The organism is Rothia nasimurium (assembly GCF_014217215.1).
Taxonomy (GTDB): Bacteria; Actinomycetota; Actinomycetes; order Actinomycetales; family Micrococcaceae; genus Rothia; species Rothia avistercoris.
In genome coordinates, this window is the sequence record NZ_CP056080.1 from 1,954,511 (window position 1) to 1,968,908 (window position 14,398).

The 14,398-nt window shown below is 57.0% G+C and carries 15 protein-coding genes; 5 read left to right on the forward strand and 10 right to left on the reverse strand.

What is annotated here, in order from left to right:
- Positions 1–169: 169 nt before the first annotated feature.
- Positions 170–448, forward strand: a complete 279-nt coding sequence (locus tag HWU94_RS11785; RefSeq protein WP_409348792.1) for a DapH/DapD/GlmU-related protein — start codon at positions 170–172, stop codon at positions 446–448.
- Positions 445–1,359: a glycosyltransferase family 2 protein gene (locus HWU94_RS08885; protein ID WP_185173409.1), complete on the forward strand. Its 915-nt coding sequence runs from the start codon at positions 445–447 to the stop codon at positions 1,357–1,359. The genes HWU94_RS11785 and HWU94_RS08885 overlap by 4 nt, the downstream gene beginning before the upstream one ends.
- A 373-nt stretch (positions 1,360–1,732) precedes the next feature.
- Here the strand turns inward: HWU94_RS08885 and HWU94_RS08890 are convergent, their stop codons facing one another.
- From HWU94_RS08890 to rsmA, 3 genes are read right to left on the reverse strand one after another with little or no spacing between them, the layout of a single operon-like run.
- Positions 1,733–2,662, reverse strand: coding sequence for a glycosyltransferase (locus HWU94_RS08890; protein ID WP_185173410.1), 930 nt, complete (start codon positions 2,660–2,662; stop codon positions 1,733–1,735).
- Positions 2,663–2,664: 2 nt separating this feature from the next.
- Positions 2,665–3,579, reverse strand: coding sequence for a 4-diphosphocytidyl-2C-methyl-D-erythritol kinase (locus HWU94_RS08895; protein ID WP_185173411.1), 915 nt, complete (start codon positions 3,577–3,579; stop codon positions 2,665–2,667).
- The gene (rsmA, locus tag HWU94_RS08900; RefSeq protein WP_244955945.1) at positions 3,576–4,484 is read right to left on the reverse strand and encodes a 16S rRNA (adenine(1518)-N(6)/adenine(1519)-N(6))-dimethyltransferase RsmA; all 909 of its coding nucleotides are present in this window, start codon (positions 4,482–4,484) and stop codon (positions 3,576–3,578) included. Before rsmA ends, HWU94_RS08895 begins: the two co-directional genes overlap by 4 nt.
- Before the next feature lie 105 nt (positions 4,485–4,589).
- Between rsmA and HWU94_RS08905 the strand changes: the two genes are divergently transcribed.
- Positions 4,590–5,834: a glycosyltransferase 87 family protein gene (locus tag HWU94_RS08905; protein ID WP_185173413.1), complete on the forward strand. Its 1,245-nt coding sequence runs from the start codon at positions 4,590–4,592 to the stop codon at positions 5,832–5,834.
- Here HWU94_RS08905 and HWU94_RS08910 read toward each other — a convergent pair.
- Positions 5,788–6,864: a TatD family hydrolase gene (locus tag HWU94_RS08910; protein ID WP_185173414.1), complete on the reverse strand. Its 1,077-nt coding sequence runs from the start codon at positions 6,862–6,864 to the stop codon at positions 5,788–5,790. The two genes, HWU94_RS08905 and HWU94_RS08910, sit on opposite strands and share 47 nt — an antisense overlap.
- Before the next feature lie 4 nt (positions 6,865–6,868).
- Positions 6,869–7,753 carry a 16S rRNA (cytidine(1402)-2'-O)-methyltransferase gene (gene rsmI / locus HWU94_RS08915; protein ID WP_185173415.1) on the reverse strand — a complete coding sequence of 295 codons (885 nt, stop codon included), beginning with the start codon at positions 7,751–7,753 and terminating at the stop codon, positions 6,869–6,871.
- Between the two features lie 90 nt (positions 7,754–7,843).
- On the opposite strand from rsmI, the gene HWU94_RS08920 reads away from it, so the two are divergent.
- Entirely contained in the window at positions 7,844–9,451 is a 1,608-nt protein-coding gene (locus HWU94_RS08920; RefSeq protein ID WP_185173416.1) for a dolichyl-phosphate-mannose--protein mannosyltransferase, read from the forward strand.
- A 4-nt stretch (positions 9,452–9,455) separates the two neighbouring features.
- Here the strand turns inward: HWU94_RS08920 and HWU94_RS11630 are convergent, their stop codons facing one another.
- The 4 genes from HWU94_RS11630 to HWU94_RS11680 form a co-directional block, all read right to left on the reverse strand.
- Positions 9,456–10,478, reverse strand: coding sequence for a TIGR01906 family membrane protein (locus tag HWU94_RS11630; RefSeq protein WP_244955946.1), 1,023 nt, complete (start codon positions 10,476–10,478; stop codon positions 9,456–9,458).
- 136 nt (positions 10,479–10,614) lie between these two features.
- Positions 10,615–11,856 (reverse strand): Ig-like domain-containing protein, encoded by a 1,242-nt coding sequence (locus HWU94_RS08930; RefSeq protein WP_185173417.1) that lies wholly within the window; start codon positions 11,854–11,856, stop codon positions 10,615–10,617.
- Between the two features lie 143 nt (positions 11,857–11,999).
- A complete protein-coding gene (locus HWU94_RS08935; RefSeq protein ID WP_185173418.1) occupies positions 12,000–12,263 on the reverse strand; it encodes a DUF3499 domain-containing protein in 264 nt (87 codons plus the stop codon).
- 18 nt (positions 12,264–12,281) lie between these two features.
- Positions 12,282–12,755, reverse strand: coding sequence for a WhiB family transcriptional regulator (locus HWU94_RS11680; RefSeq protein ID WP_280527411.1), 474 nt, complete (start codon positions 12,753–12,755; stop codon positions 12,282–12,284).
- A gap of 213 nt (positions 12,756–12,968) precedes the next feature.
- Between HWU94_RS11680 and HWU94_RS08945 the strand changes: the two genes are divergently transcribed.
- Positions 12,969–13,721: a TIGR03089 family protein gene (locus HWU94_RS08945; protein ID WP_185173419.1), complete on the forward strand. Its 753-nt coding sequence runs from the start codon at positions 12,969–12,971 to the stop codon at positions 13,719–13,721.
- On the opposite strand, the gene HWU94_RS08950 is transcribed toward HWU94_RS08945, so the two are convergent.
- A complete protein-coding gene (locus HWU94_RS08950) occupies positions 13,669–14,244 on the reverse strand; it encodes a GtrA family protein (RefSeq protein ID WP_185173420.1) in 576 nt (191 codons plus the stop codon). The two genes, HWU94_RS08945 and HWU94_RS08950, sit on opposite strands and share 53 nt — an antisense overlap.
- Positions 14,245–14,398 lie beyond the last annotated feature (154 nt).

The window sequence follows — 14,398 nt, forward strand, 5'->3', positions numbered from 1 at the left end:
TTCAAAATTTACACCCAATAACCAGCGATGGAAATCTCTCAACAAATGCGGTTATAAAAATATACAAAAATCTCTCATCGGACACTCCCTGGTTCTAGATGGTAAGGAAATTACCATTCAAGAAGGTGCATTCATCAATAACAATGTATATATTGAGTGTCATGCTCCAGTGAATATCGGCAGCCGGACGGCATTAGGACCAGGCACAAAGATATTAACGGCTAATCACGATTTATCAGACCCCTTACAACGGGCAGGGGCTGTCATCCACCAAGGAGTAACGATTGGTAAAGGGTGTTGGATAGGCGCCAACGTGACTATTTTGCCCGGTGTAACTATTGCAGATGGATCAGTTATCGGAGCCGGGGCTGTAATTACAAAAGACACCCCCCCCCACAGCTTATCCGCAGGCGTTCCTGCCGTTAAAATTAAGGATTTACCCCGATGACAATTAATATACCTGAGGTCTCCGTTATTATCCCCTGCAGAAACGGTGGAAACTACTTAATCAAACAGCTTCACCATCTATCTCACCAGGTAAAAAATCCTAGCTTTGAAGTTATCATTAGTGATAATGGAAGTACAGATGGGGCACCTCAAAGAGCACTCGATTCTTTTATGGGAATTTTAAATTTAACAGTAGTAGATTCCTCCCAGATTGCAGGAATTTCTTATGCTCGAAATATTGGTGCCGAGTATGCAAGAGGAAAATATCTACTATTTTGCGATGCTGATGATTACGTAGAGCCCGAGTGGATTAGTGAAATTTACGCAGGATTCGTAGAAAACTCAGCCGATATTGTTGGCGGTCAGCTCATCCACTCAAAGATAAATTCTCCAGATTTACTTAAGAGTTATGGTATTACTGAGATAATAGATGACGAGCCAAAACGATTTACACAGGCGGATCAGCTCAAACCAATTTTTGGCTACTATCCGTCAGTTGCTGGGTGTAATTTTGGTGTTACGCGACAAGTGTATAGAGGTTTAGGCGGAATGGATTTATCATTTGTCGGCGGGTCGGAAGAAACCGATTTTACATGGCGCGTCCTTGAAAATGGGGGAAAGATAGTATTTGCCAATAAAGCTAGAGTTAATTATAGACTGCGTTCAACACTGAAAGGTATTTTTAAGCAAAACTTCAATTATCAGAAAACAAAGGTTTTACTGTGGACACGGTACAGAACCAAAGGAATGAGTGGACCCAGTATAAAATACTCGGTTGTGGCTATTCTCAAGCATCTGCCAGGATTTTATAGGAAGGAAAGCCGGTTAGAGGCAGCCAGAATCATAGGCGGAAATCTCGGTGCCCTCGCTGGGATTTACAGGTATTTTTTCAAAGAAAAATTTATACGTTAACCACAAATAATCTTATATGCACTCTTCAAAAATTTGCATAGTTAGAATATCGTTTTTTAAATATAATTTTGGAAACTCCCTGCATCTTCCGAAGACAGCTTACACTACGTCACATAATCTCACTGGGATACATAAAAAGAGCATGAGAGGTACTCAAGCACGTCATCGGTTAAATGTTCCAGAGTCTGAGTTAGCATGAATTGGGTAATTTATAGGTGGGCTTGAAGGGGATTGAGATAGCTTGCAGACTGCATAGTAGCGCTGCAAGCTATCTGTCAAAACCTACTGCAGGTTTGTTGGGAATAATCTAGGGTTTATCTTGATAGCCCAGTTATTTACCCGATGATATTTGAAATATACTATTTAACTCTTATTATCTGTAAGAATCTACCCCATCATAGTTGGCACGAACAAAGTTATCAATGGATATTTTTTCAGAATATTTCAATGATAAAGGTCTAATGATAGAACTTAGAATCGAAAACCACGGGATTGGATAATTTGGGTTTTCAGTGCCCATTACGCCGTTAGCAGGGAATCTCTTTAGATCCACAGAAAAATAGTCAAGCCTTCGTTCAACCTCTGTTAGCCATTCAGCAGCAAATGGAGTCTTTGGCCGAAAAGCAAAACAAAATTGGGATAATGTATTTGCATAATGGATTTTTGCATCCCTGGCCAGCTTCCCTCCAACAGGAGGTGCACCAGTTCCGTACATCTCCGGGTCCCCCACAGCCCAAAGTGAAGGATTGTCGTTAAGTCGCGTTATCATTTTCGATATTTTTCCAGAAAAAGGTTTAATATCTAGGTACGCTCCGCCATGATGGTACATAAAATAAGCGCGAAGGTAGTCAGATCTGTGAACAAAGGATAAATCATAATATCTATCATGCAATGGATAACCTGGCACAATGAAATCTTTTAAATTACTGTCATTCACCAAGATGACCTCAACATCTTCATTATTAAATCTCAGAAACTCAACTGATTTAGCTCTATTTTCTGTAATCGGGTTATCACCTGTCCAGAAAAGATAAAGCCGGAAGGGAACTGCCTGTCTTTCCGCTACGGGTAGATTACTCACTAACCTCAGGTGATCCACTGGAAAGGTACTTGATGTTGGGGCTTTAAGCAGCCCTTTGCCATCCAATGTAACCTCATAATTTTCAGGAATATACCTATATCCAGAAAGTCTTGAATAATTCCTATAGCTCCAGCTTGTAGACCTATTTAGTAAAAAACTTACCTTTTTCTTTACTAAGAAGACCTGGTGCTTAATTGATTTTAAAGAATTAATAATATTCATAATTATTTCTCCATTAGATGAACAATTGTAGGCCCCGAACCCGATACGAAACTTGCAACCGTTTCAGACTGGGCTTCGGCCTGTTCCAACGTTTCTGCGAGTTCAGGCAACAAGGCAACAGCGGGCGCAGCCAGGTCGTTGCGCAGCAGCCCGGCGATAGCCGGCAGGCGCTCCTGCAGTGGCTCTGCTGAAGTCAGCAGGTCTAGCAGCTCCTGCGGAACCCGCAGGGTGGCGTCCGGAGCAGGGTAGCGCCCCTCAGCCCGGCCGGCGTCCAGCTCCCTAAACACCGCAGGAGTAGATAGCCCAGCCCTTGAAGGCACAAACCCAAACCTCAGCGGCTCCACCCCCTCAGGAACCTCAACCGGAGTGAGCTTATCCCCCACCCCGGTGCCCACGGCCAGACCACCCAGCAGGGCAAAAGGCACATCGGCACCCAGCGGAGCGGCCAGCTCCAACAGGCGTTCAAGTGCAAGAGGCTCCGTAGCAAGACCGGCCTGTACCAGATAATCATTCATAGCCTTCATAGCAGCAGCAGCGTCGGCTGAACCACCACCCATACCACCGGCAACCGGAACTGCCTTATCAATGTGAAGCTGAACGGAGACGTCCGTGGGCTCCAGCCCGCGCTCACCCAGCACCGCTGCCGCACCGCGGTAGGCCAGGTTAGATTCGTCGAGCGGAACCACAGCCGGGTCAAAAGCACCGGCAGCGACCTGCTCCGCCACAGGGGAGCCCTCAGCAACGCTCATCGACTGGGCGATACCCGGCTCCTGAGCCGAAGAAATTGTCACGCGCTCCAGCACATCGGTAGCGGCGTAGAGCGAGGCAACCTCGTGGTAGCCATCCTCTCTCAAGGGCCCCACCGCAAAATACAGGTTGACCTTGCCGGGGGCGGTAGCAGTAACACTCAGAGTCATGCGGACGCCCCCTCCCCGCTCTGGTCGGCAGGGGCAGGTACCTGCCGGGCGGCTTCGGCAATCTTGATGAAGTCAAAAATATCGAGCTTTTCCCCGCGTAGCTGCGGGTCAATACCGGCAGCTTCAAGAATCTCACCGGCACGGGCAGCAGAACCAGCCCATCCAGCGAGCGCAGCCCGCAGGGTCTTACGACGCTGGGCAAAGGCGGCATCGACAATAGCAAAGACCTCTTCACGAGGCAGATCAGACAGTAGCTCGGGGCGGCGCTTAAAAGCCACCAGGCCCGACTTAATCTTGGGGGCAGGCCAGAAAACATTGGTGCCGATCACCCCTGCCTTAGATACCTCGGCAAACCAGTTGGCCTTGACCGAAGGCACCCCGTATATCTTTGAACCGGGCTTAGCCGAGAGACGGTCGGCAACCTCGTCCTGAACCATCACCAGGGCGTGCTCAATGGAGGGGAAGGTAGCGAACATGTGTAGGAGCACCGGCACCGCTACGTTGTAAGGCAGGTTGGCGACCAGGGCGGACGGGGTGCGCGGCAGCTCAGTAACCTTCATGGCATCGGAGAGCACCACATCGATACGGTCTTCTGAGCCGGGGCGGAACCTATCGATAGTAGCGGGCAACTGCTCGGCCAGGGGCGGATCAATTTCAACAGCAACCATGTCGCGGGCAGCGTCCAGAATACCCAGGGTAAGGGATCCCAGGCCCGGGCCGACCTCAACCACCGTCTCATCGGGGCTAATATCGGCAGAGGCAATGATACGACGAATCGTATTAGGGTCAATCACGAAGTTCTGTCCCAGGGTCTTAGTGGGGCGGATGCCGAGCTGGGCTGCCAGATCACGAATGTCTTGGGGGCCCAACAGGGCATCGGGCACGGGAGATTGCTGTTCAGTCACGGTCTCTAGTCTACCGGGTCTGTATATACACATAGGTTTCCTCACTCCCAGAACACCCCCGGTAGAATTACTGCTCGTACCAAGCCACCCAACCCCGGGGACCCCATGCCTGTAGCACCTGCCGCCCACCAGCGTCCGCCCATCGCCGCCCTTACCCGAGCGCTCACCAGCACACCTGCCCTGGTCACTGCCCTGGCGCTGACCCTCATCAGCGCCTACCCCTTCCTTTGGGACGAAAAAATGGTGGCCCGGGAATTCTTCGACTTACAGGTCTACTACGGCGGGGTGGCCCACTGGCTAGAAACCGGCCAGCTCTACAACTGGGCTCTGCCACCCGAAGAAATCTACGGGTTCACCTACCCGCCCTTTGCTGCCCTCGTTTTCGCCCCCTTTGTGCTGCTCACCAGTGCAGATACCGCAGGGCCTATATTCCTGTTGCTCAACATTGCCGCGCTGGTGACCCTGGTCTACCTCTCCTGCCGGGGTATGGGGGTAGGCAAGCGCCCCGCCCTAGCTGCCGGGCTCTGGCTCACTCCCCTGCTGCTCAAGTTCTTCCCCATCAGTTTCAATATGGAGCTGGGGCAGATCAACCTCTTTTTGGTACTGCTGATTCTCACCGACGTCATCTACCTCAAGAACACCCGCTGGCACGGGGTGCTGATTGCCCTCACCGCCTGCATCAAACTCACCCCGGCTATCTTCGGGCTGCTTTTCATCGCCACCCGCGATTGGAAGTCCCTGGGCCGGTTCGTGGGTACCGGTCTCGCGTCTATCCTGCTGAGCTTTGCCGTGGACTTCGAGGTAGCCCGCGAATACTTCACCGAAAAAATCTTTGAATCCTCCCGCGTGGGGTCAATTACCGGGGCGCTGAACTATAACCTGCTCGGCACCTGGGCTATGCTCTTCCCCTCCTGGCTCACCGGCGTCCTCTTTGCCGTCACCGCCCTGGGGTCGGTGGTGCTCACCTACCTGGCCGTGCGCAGGCTTGCCGGGCAGGACGTCCGTGGCACCTACCTAGGGGCTGCCTCCTGCGTGGCGACGCTGGGGCTACTGCTCTCCCCCATCTCCTGGACCCACCACTGGGTCTGGTTCGTCACCTTCCTCATCTTCGCGGCCCTCTACGGCTGGCGCACCGCGCACACCGGCTACCTTTACCTAGCCGCCACCGGTGTGCTCATCTTTGCCATGCCCTTTGCGGTCTGGTTTGGCGGGCACGACTGGGGCGGCAACGAGTGGCCCGAGCACCTGGCTCTTCTACATGCCCTGCCGGTGGCCTGGGCGGTCGCCTACCTGGCTCTAACGGCTAGAAGCCCTCAATCCCCCAACTCCCGTAAGCTGCCAGGGAGTTAGCTCGGATATCCCGGCAGAGCTCTTCAAGGTCGGCACCCAGGTGGCCGGCCATAAAGCGAACGGTGTAGTTGGTCATGTAGCTGGCATTAGGACGGCCCCGGAAGGGGTGGGGGGTCAGGAAGGGCGCGTCGGTCTCAGCCAGAATCAGCTCCCGGCGGGCTAGCTTCAGGGACTCCTGAATCCCGTGCGAGTTCTTGAAGGTCACGGTGCCGGCAAAGCTCATGTACCAGCCCTGCTCGTTACAGATTTCAGCCAGGTCAGGCCCGCCGGAGTAGCAGTGGAAAATCACGGTATCGGGCGCGCCCTCATCGAGCAGAATGCGGACGACGTCCTCGTGCGCGTCGCGGTCGTGAATTTGCACGGCCTTACCGTGTTTCTTCGCCATACGGATATGGGCGCGGAAGGACTCCTCCTGGGCATCCTTCCCCTCCTCACCGGTGCGGAAGTAGTCCAGGCCGGTCTCGCCCAGGGCACGGACGCGCGGGTCAGCTGCCAGGTTGTCAATCACAGCCAGGGCGGCTTCGAGCTGGCCCGCTTCAGCCAGCTTGGGAGCCTCGTTGGGGTGCAGGGCCACAGCGGCCAGGACGCGGGGGTCAGCCTGGGCAGCTCGCACAGCGTAGAGGGAACTGGGAACATCGCAACCCACCTGCACAATCGCACCGATGCCCAGGGCTTCGCCGGTATCGAGGGCGTCGCGGGCGGTGACGGCAACCTCGCCGTCGAGCAAATCCATGTGGGTGTGATTATCGACGATGGCATAGGGCAGGGGTGCGGGAGCGGGCGGGAAGACCAGGTTGCGGCGACGTCCGTCCTCCCCCTTCTCGCCGCGGCGGCGGGTACCCTCCCCGCTAGGCTCACCCGCGGTGTTGTAGCGATCAGCCTGATAGGCCGGGGGTACCTCACCCTCCAGAATCGGCTCAGGGGTTTCAAAGATGGTGGCGGTCTGCTCGGCCTCACTGGGCAGGTAGGAGGCAAAGCGCTCGGCAAGTTCGCGCAGCTCAGCGTCGGTCAGGGCGTGGTCGGTACACATAGGTTTAGCTTTCTGAATCTTTGACGGCCAGGGTTGCCTGGTAGAGGTCACGCTTTGACACCCCGTGGGCTTCGGCGACCTGGGCGCAGGCTGCTTTCAGGCGGACGCCACCGGCTACAAGCTCCAGGACGAGGTCGGTCAGGTTCTCTGCCTCTTCTGCCTCGGGTTCGGGGGCGCCCTCAACCACGATGGCGATTTCGCCCTTGATCTGCTTAGATTCGGCCCAGGTAATGAGTTCTTGCAGGCTGCCGCGGGCAACCTCTTCGTGCAGCTTGGTCAGTTCCCGGCAGACAGCGGCGCGGCGCTCTGCCCCGAAGACTTCGGCAAAATCGTGCAGGGTCGCGGCCAGCCGGTGGGGGGACTCGTAGAAGACCATGGTGCGCTCTTCGCTAGCGAGCGCGGCCAGGCGCCGGGTGCGGTCGGAGCCCTTGCGGGCGAGGAAGCCCTCAAAAGTGAAACGCCCCGAGGGCAGGCCAGAAACAGCAATCGCGGTGACGACAGCTGAGGGGCCCGGCAGGGCGGTAACGGTCAGGCCAGCGTTGGCCACAGTAGCGGCTGCGACATAGCCGGGATCGGAGACAGCGGGCATACCGGCGTCCGACATGAGCAGCACGGTCTGCCCGGCTGCCACAGCCTCAACGATCTGGCCAGCGCGGTCAGCCTCGTTGTGGTCGTGGTTGACCAGCACTCGTCCCCGGGTGGTGACGCCCAGCCCGGCGGCTAGTTTACGCAGGGTACGGCTGTCTTCAACGGCGAGGACGTCGGCGGACGCGAGCGCCTCGCGCAGGCGCGGGGAGGCATCGGCTAGGTTGCCGATGGGGGTTCCGCCAAGGATGAGGGCGCCGCCTTCGGCCGGCACAGTGGGTACGGTGTGAGGGGAGGATTCCATAGGGTTAAACCCTACTACTTTTACGCCCTGTGGGGCTCGGTGCTCCGCGTCCGCGCGCATGATTCTGCTGCCCCGGGTAGCATATCTAGGGTGACATCTAACCCAACCTCTGCCGTCCTGACCCTCAAAGACGCTTTCACCGAGTCAGCCCTCCGGGCGCGACTAGCTGTAACAGCGGTACCGCTGCCCCGCTACGGCTGGGTGGCGCCCCTGCTTGTGCTGGTGCTTGCCGGGCTCATGCGTTTTGTAAACCTGGCTAACCCTAACGCCATCGTCTTTGACGAAACCTACTACGCTAAAGACGCCTACTCCCTGCTGCACTTTGGGTATGAGCGCAACTGGTCTGATACAGCCAACGAGACCTTCGTTGCCGGAACCCCCTCGGGTATCCTTGAAACCGCCGAATATGTGGTCCACCCGCCGGTTGGTAAGTGGATGATCGCCTTCGGTATGGCAATTTTTGGGGACGATAATCCCTTCGGCTGGCGCTTTGCCGCAGCACTCACCGGCACCCTGTCGGTGGGCCTGGTCATGCTGGCTGGTTGGTTACTCTTCCGCTCAGTGACGGTAGCAACCCTTGCCGGTCTGCTAATTTCTATCGACGGCCTGCACTTTGTGCAGTCCCGTTTTGCCCTGCTCGATATCTTCCTCATGTTCTGGCTGCTGGCCACCTTCGTGGCCCTGCTGCTTGACCGTTACCAGGGAAGGCGCCAGCTCGCTGCCCGGATCGCAGCCCACGCCCGCGACCACAACGGCGCCCCCACCGACGACTTCATGCGCTACGGGCCCTGGCTGGGCTTCCGCTACTGGCGGTTCGTCGCCGGCATCTGCGCGGGTCTGGCGGTCGGCGTCAAATGGAACGCCCTCTTCTTCATCGCTATCTTCGGCCTGATCACAGTCTTCTGGGACGCCAACGCCCGCCGTATAGCCGGCATCCACCGCTGGCATGTCGCGGGCTTCCTGCGCGACGGCGTCCTCGCCTTCTTCGCCCTCATCGGCACCGGCCTGCTCACCTACCTGGTGACCTGGACCGGCTGGTTCCTTTCAGACTCCGCCTACGACCGCAACTGGGCAGCAGAGCACCCCGGCGAAGGAATTCTCTGGTTGCCTGAGTCTCTGCGCTCGCTCTGGGAGTACCACCGCTCTGCCTATGCCTTCCATTCGGGGTTGGATTCCCCCCACACTTACGAGTCCCCGGCCTGGCAGTGGCTGATTTTGGGTCGCCCCACCAGCTACTACTATGAGTCCCCTGACCTGGGCGTGAACGGCTGTACGGTTGATTCCTGCTCTGAGGCGGTGCTGAATATCGGCAACCCGCTCATCTGGTGGTCCTTTATCATCGTTGCAACCCTGTCCCTGCTCATTGTGCTGCTGCGCCGCGACTGGCGTTTTGCAACCCTTTTCGCGGTCTTCGCGGTGGGCTATTTCCCCTGGTTTGCCTACCCCGAGCGCACCATGTTCTTCTTCTATGCTCTCTCCTTCGAGCCCTACCTGATTCTTATGCTGGCAGGTATTTTAGGGCTGGCGCTAGGACGCCCCGGCGACAGCGTACGCCGCCGCCGGGCAGGGCTACTGGTGGTAGGGCTCTTTGTGGTCTTCGCGCTGTTAGTCTCTATCTACTACTGGCCTATTTGGACAGCCCAGACCGTCCCCTACACCGAGTGGCGCGAGCGCATGTGGTTTGACGCCTGGATTTAGGGGTTTATTTGGTCAGGAGTTCTTTGAGCTCCTGACGCTCTGCCCGGCGCTTGAGGGCTAGCTGCTTGCGGTAGCGGGTAGGCCAGGTCACGGCGAGGACGGCTGCCGTCATCAAGAGGGTGAGGGCACCTGCAGTGGCGGCGGCGTCCACCCAGAACTGGGGCGGGTAGAGACGGATGAGGGTATCGCTCATGCGGAACTGCCAGTTGCCCTGGGGGAAGAAGACCTCGTGGAAGGTGGTAAAGAAGGCTTCCCAGCCGATAGCTCCGGTAACGCCCAGGCCAACAAGTAGGGCCAGGGTGAGCCAGGCACCGGTGAAGAGGGATGAGCGCAGGACGCCCGGGGCCCGCAGGCGCAGGGTTCGGGCTGAGAGCAGGGCCAGCACCAGCATGATGAGGGCAAACATGATGCTGATGAGCATGACCCGCTTGACATCGGTCATGTGCTCAACTTCGCTGGCAAGAAAGGCAGCTTTACCGCCGGTGGTGATATCAGCCAGGTAGGTGTGGGGGGCAAAGTTCAAGATATAGTCCAGCCCGTAAGAGCCCAGACGCAGTCTTTCCTGGGTATCGAAGCCGTAGCTGTCTGGGGGGAAGCCGGAGCGGTGGTATTCGAGCCAGAGGAAGGCGGGGCTGGCGACGGCACGCACGGCTAGCATGATGGTCAGCACGGGAACGGCCAGGGCGATGATGGCCCGGCGCAGCCCCAGCAGGCGGGGCTTGTCGTCTACCGCGACTTCGCGGGCTTCGGCGCGTTCTGCAGCCGGGGTGGCTTCGGGAGCGGACGCGTTACCTTCGGGGGCTGCCACCGCGTCCAGGGGCGCGGTCCAGGGGGCGGTCTCTGAGGGAGTATCTGTGCCGGTCTGCTCTGCCGATGAACCGGTGTCGCCTACCTCGTGGGCGGTATGAGCCGGAGTCTGAATACCGCGTTCAGCCCTGCGGGCTGACAGTAGGCTATCGGCCTTAGGCGTGGTGACGGCGGGGGTGAGTTTCTTCCACTCCTGGTTCTGGTCGGGCTGCTGGGCCACGGTGGGTTTCCTCCCGGGTATCTAGGGTGCGTCTGCCTGTGTATTCTACGCGGTAGATATCAAAAACTCCCGCTCGGGCACCGGGGGCGGTGCTACAGAGCGGGAGTTTCTAAGACTATTGAGGCAGGCTTTGACCTTACCAGTTACCCTTCCAGTTTGAGTCGTGGTAGTTGGCGAAGGGGATGTTCCAGTCGCCATAACCGTCGTCGGGGTCAGCCTGGGGGTAGCCGGTGTTTACGGTCTCCACAACGTCGCCTACACCGAAGGTGTTGTAGAAGAACTTAGCGTCTTCAGGGAGCATACCGATACAGCCGTGGGAGACGTTTACCCGGCCTACCGATGACCAGGATGAGGGCGAGGCCTGATGCACGAATACACCGCCGGAAGTCAGGCGGGAAGTCCAAGAAGCCCAGAAAGGCTCGTAGTAGTAGGGGTCACCAGGAGCCAGGTTAAGGGAGCCAGAGTTAAAGTAGTAGCTCTCAGCCTTTTCCATGATGACTAGCTGGCCCACTACTGAAGGCCAGTCAGCATTTCCCAGGGTGATGTATGCTTCGCGCACCATGACATCATCTACGTACATTTTGATGGTCTTGGTGTTGTTATCTGCAAAAGCGTAGCGCTTATTCCAGGTTTTGAAGGTACGAGTGGTGGTGTGGTTACCGATCATGCCGTTGCCGACATCGAGACCAAAAATATCAATGGTGACAGTTACGGTAGAGTTAGTGGCCCATTTATCTTCAGGGCGATAACGCACCATGTAATCGCTGTACCAACGGAACTTACCGGCTTGATCGCCTCCACCCTTCACGGTGATGCGCTTTTCTACTTCAGCCTTGTTGAGCACGGGCTCAGAGAAATTGAACTGAATGATTTTACCGATACCGTAGCTGGCTCCATCTTCAAAGTTCATGAGGGCGTCTACTTCGTAGGCAGCGGAGACAGTAGAGAAGGTGCTCTCGCCAGTTCCTGCGGTACCTGCAGCGTCTTCTGCTTCCCACTCTACGGTGTAATCGCTGTGGAAGAGCATACGGTCGGTGGAGGTCCAGCTCTTACCGTCTGCAGCTAGCTCACCGGCGAGTTCCTCACCCTCCGCGGTGGTGACAGTAACCTTGGTGAGTGTTGAATCAGCAGTGGTAACGGTGACGGTCTCGATGGGGTTGATTTCTACCTCGTCGAGGGCGGGGTAAACCTCTACAGTACCGGCAAACTTTACGGTAGGAGTGGGGCTTGAGCTTGCAGTCGCAGTGGCACTTGCGCTGCTGGTACTGCTCTCGGGTGTGGAGCAGGCAGCAAGAGTCATTGTGCCCAGAGCTCCTACGGTCACGAAGGACCGACGGGTAAAAGTGTCTCGGTTGGCTGCGTTGATGGGGTTGACCACGAACTTATCTTCCTTATGTCACGTACTGTGGGCGCAAGTGTGTTGTGTGCTCGTCAAAGTTTATCAGATAAGGGCTCTTTTTGATATAGGGCCTACAAGAAAACCCGTTGGTCATAGACCAACGGGTTATACCGGATCTCGCTCTAAACAGAACGTAGGGGTGGGTAGGACGCTTCTGCCTGCTCTTCTGCCGCGGGGCTGGTGGTGGGCGCGTCTAGGCGCACAACATCCCAGCCCTGGGGGGCGGTGAGACGGTCAGCGTGGAATTCGCACAGGTCGTAGGCGTGGGGCTCCCGGTGCACCGAGAGGGGACCAATCACAGCGGTTGACTGGGCGTAGGCATAGGTGAGCGTGAAAATAGCCTCACGCTGGCAGGTTTGGCGTGAGCACTGGCGGGTGATTGCCATGAATCAAGCCCTTCTTTCTTAGATAGCTTGCTTGCGGAGGCGGCGGCGTTCACGCTCTGATAAGCCGCCCCAGATACCGAAGCGCTCGTCGTTTTCCATGGCGTATTCTAGGCAGGCTTCGCGAACGGGGCATTCGCTGCATACTCGCTTAGCGTCGCGGGTTGATCCGCCCTTTTCAGGGAAGAAGGCCTCGGGGTCGGTCTGGGCGCAGAGGGCATCTGCCTGCCAGGAGAGTTCGCCGTCGTCACCGTCTGTGCTGTAGATACCGGCGGCCTGCTGCCAGAGGGAGAGGGTCTCAGAGTCGGTGGAGAACATGTCGGTAGCTGAGCTACTGGCAAGTGAGCTTGCTCGGCCGCGGCCTTTGGGGGCGGCGGCATTGAGCAAGGCGGTAGCCTGGTCTTCTAAATACTGGGCAGAGTGCATAGTGTGGTACTGGGCCACATCAGGCGTGCGCCCTGCAGCGCCCTGAGGCAGGCGGCTGTGGAGGCCCATAGTCTTCCCTTTCATATCCCAAACTGAGGACAGAATAAAAAATTCCCTGCACCTAATTACACGCGTGTAACCGCCTATTCGTCAAGCTGGGATTAAAAAAATCTTCTTCACACGAGATTCTCTCACAATAATTTGCGTTTCTCTGTGGTATATGCATTTACCGCGGTGGGCACTCTCTGGCCGCGGGGCGGGCGGTGCCCTAGAGTAGGGAGCATGACAGCATCTTTTTCCCAGGCAGCTTCTTCGTTCCCTCAGTTCATGAATCTCTTGGCTCAGCGGCAGTCTCCTGCCCTTCTCTGGTATTCAGCACCGGGTGAGCGGATTGAGCTTTCGGGTCGGGTTTTTGACAACTGGGTCGCAAAGACCGCTAATTTTTTGGTCGATGAGTGTGAGGTAGAGCCCGGCTCTCTGCTGGCGCTCCCCCAGCGCCTGCACTGGCGGTCGCTAGTTTTGGCAGCAGCTGGTCTGCGGGTCGGGGCGACCTTGACGTGGGAGCTGCGGGCGGGGGCGGACGTCCGCGCCGCCTTTGATATGTCAGAGTTAGAGGACGCCGAGGAAGAATACCTGTTGGCTGTCGCCGCCGAGCCGCTGGCACCTCGTTTTATGGGACAGTTGCCGTCTGAGGTGCTTGATTATGCCGCTGAGGTGAGGTCCCACCCCGACGTCTATGTGGGATGGGCAGCCCCAGCAGCAGAGGGGCATGCCTGGGAGGGCACCAGCTATGGCCGGCTGATGGAGCAGCTCACCGAGCAGGCTACGGCCCTGACTACCGAATATGAGCACGAAGTAGCCGCCCTCCAAGTTCCGGGGGAGCGTTTTGATGCCGCCTACCTAGAGCAGGCTCTGGCGGTTATGGCTTCAGGCCGGGCTGCTCTGGTTCTCGACCCAGCGGTCACCTGGGAGCAGGAGCGTCTTAGTCGAGTTTTGGGCGACGAACGGGCCCGGTCTCTGCCTTCTCAACGATAGGCAGGGAGCCGGTCATAATTTTGGTGGCCTCTTCGATGAGCTCAGCGCGCTTTTCTTCGGAGGTCTTATCGCCGTTATGGCTCCTGCTCTGAGAGAAGACCCAGAACTTGTACAGGAAGTAGCGCACGATAGTGCCCAAGATGGTACCGATGATGGTGCCCGAGATAAAGGACGCCCGCGGGCTAGTCAGACCCAGCACATAGACGCTAAAGAGCACGCAGGATGCCTCAACGCCGATACCGATGGCGTTGACGATGCCGAATTCGATAGCCTCACGTACCTTGTTGCCGGTACGTTTTTCGCGGAAGGTCCACAGACGGTTTGCTACCCAGGAGAAGATGGTGGCGACAACACCGGCCACGACCTTGGCCTTGGCGTGCCCATCAGAGAAGACGGAGTGCATGAGCGACCAGGTCACCACCGAGTTAATGATGAAAGCCAGGCCACCGACGCTCAGGAACTGGGCTATCTCCCGGCCGTGACTGTGCCACAGGGTCTCTAGACGCTGTTTGAGTGCGCTCATAGTTTCTCTCCCTCGTCGTATGGTGCGGGCCCCTCCCGGCGGGAACTGGTATAAGTTCGGCAGGGAACGTCTCAACGCACCGACTGAACTGGGGAGCAGGTCTTATTCTGTTCACATAGTACAGGCGCCATCCCCTACCTGCTCCCTTGCAGGG

What these genes read in the sequence shown, in the direction of transcription:
- HWU94_RS08910 (WP_185173414.1), bottom strand. Translation starts at nt 6,864, where the DNA reads ATGTGTACCGACCACGCCCTGACCGACGCTGAGCTGCGCGAACTTGCC.
- HWU94_RS08890 (WP_185173410.1), bottom strand. Translation starts at nt 2,662, where the DNA reads ATGAATATTATTAATTCTTTAAAATCAATTAAGCACCAGGTCTTCTTA.
- HWU94_RS08950 (WP_185173420.1), bottom strand. Translation starts at nt 14,244, where the DNA reads ATGAGCGCACTCAAACAGCGTCTAGAGACCCTGTGGCACAGTCACGGC.
- rsmI (WP_185173415.1), bottom strand. Translation starts at nt 7,753, where the DNA reads ATGGAATCCTCCCCTCACACCGTACCCACTGTGCCGGCCGAAGGCGGC.
- HWU94_RS08935 (WP_185173418.1), bottom strand. Translation starts at nt 12,263, where the DNA reads ATGGCAATCACCCGCCAGTGCTCACGCCAAACCTGCCAGCGTGAGGCT.
- HWU94_RS11680 (WP_280527411.1), bottom strand. Translation starts at nt 12,755, where the DNA reads ATGGGCCTCCACAGCCGCCTGCCTCAGGGCGCTGCAGGGCGCACGCCT.
- HWU94_RS08895 (WP_185173411.1), bottom strand. Translation starts at nt 3,579, where the DNA reads ATGACTCTGAGTGTTACTGCTACCGCCCCCGGCAAGGTCAACCTGTAT.
- HWU94_RS08905 (WP_185173413.1), top strand. Translation starts at nt 4,590, where the DNA reads ATGCCTGTAGCACCTGCCGCCCACCAGCGTCCGCCCATCGCCGCCCTT.
- HWU94_RS08885 (WP_185173409.1), top strand. Translation starts at nt 445, where the DNA reads ATGACAATTAATATACCTGAGGTCTCCGTTATTATCCCCTGCAGAAAC.
- HWU94_RS08945 (WP_185173419.1), top strand. Translation starts at nt 12,969, where the DNA reads ATGACAGCATCTTTTTCCCAGGCAGCTTCTTCGTTCCCTCAGTTCATG.